Annotated in this window: 2 protein-coding genes; both read left to right on the plus strand. The window is 56.9% G+C overall.

Going from position 1 to position 517, the window contains the following annotated elements; genetic code table 11:
* On the plus strand, window positions 1–255 hold a 255-nt coding region (locus tag ACR0K5_RS25145; protein WP_480632229.1), incomplete at its 5' end, for a phage tail protein.
* A 44-nt stretch (window positions 256–299) separates the two neighbouring features.
* On the plus strand, window positions 300–517 hold a 218-nt coding region (locus tag ACR0K5_RS25150; RefSeq protein WP_480632230.1), incomplete at its 3' end, for a phage tail assembly chaperone.

A 517-nucleotide genomic window follows, 5' to 3' on the forward strand; every position in this document is an offset into this window, starting at 1 on the left:
TATTCGCAGCGGTCTCCGGCTGGCATAAATTCAGTCGGTCGCACTGTCCCTCTCACCTTCGAGGGTTCGGCCTCAGAGATTGACGCGATTGATGCCTTTCTGACCGCGCGAAAGGGTGTTGAATCGTTCTACTATGACTTCAAAGGCAAGTTCACCGGCGCATTGTTCACGTGCGAAAACTGGCAGAAACCATTTGTCACAAACGATCATGGACGCCTGACTGCCACGTTCCGTCAAGAGTTTGATATCTCCTGATGGATCGGCTCGAAACACACCTAGTTCGCGCCCTTGGGGAGCAAATGGCGACGCAGAAGCCAGCAAACCTGCCTGAAGGCTGTGAGATCATCTGGAGCGCTTTTGTCGCCCTGAGCCGCAGCAGGTCGCGCGGGATGGACGCACCCAACCCGATCAGCTTCCAGGAGATCGAGGCCTATTGCCGCCTGATGCGTGTCCCTCTGGAACCGCGCCACGTCCGCGCGATCATGGCCATGGATGCCGTTTGGCTGAGTGGAACCAA

This window comes from Ruegeria sp. AB9 (genome assembly GCF_056542585.1).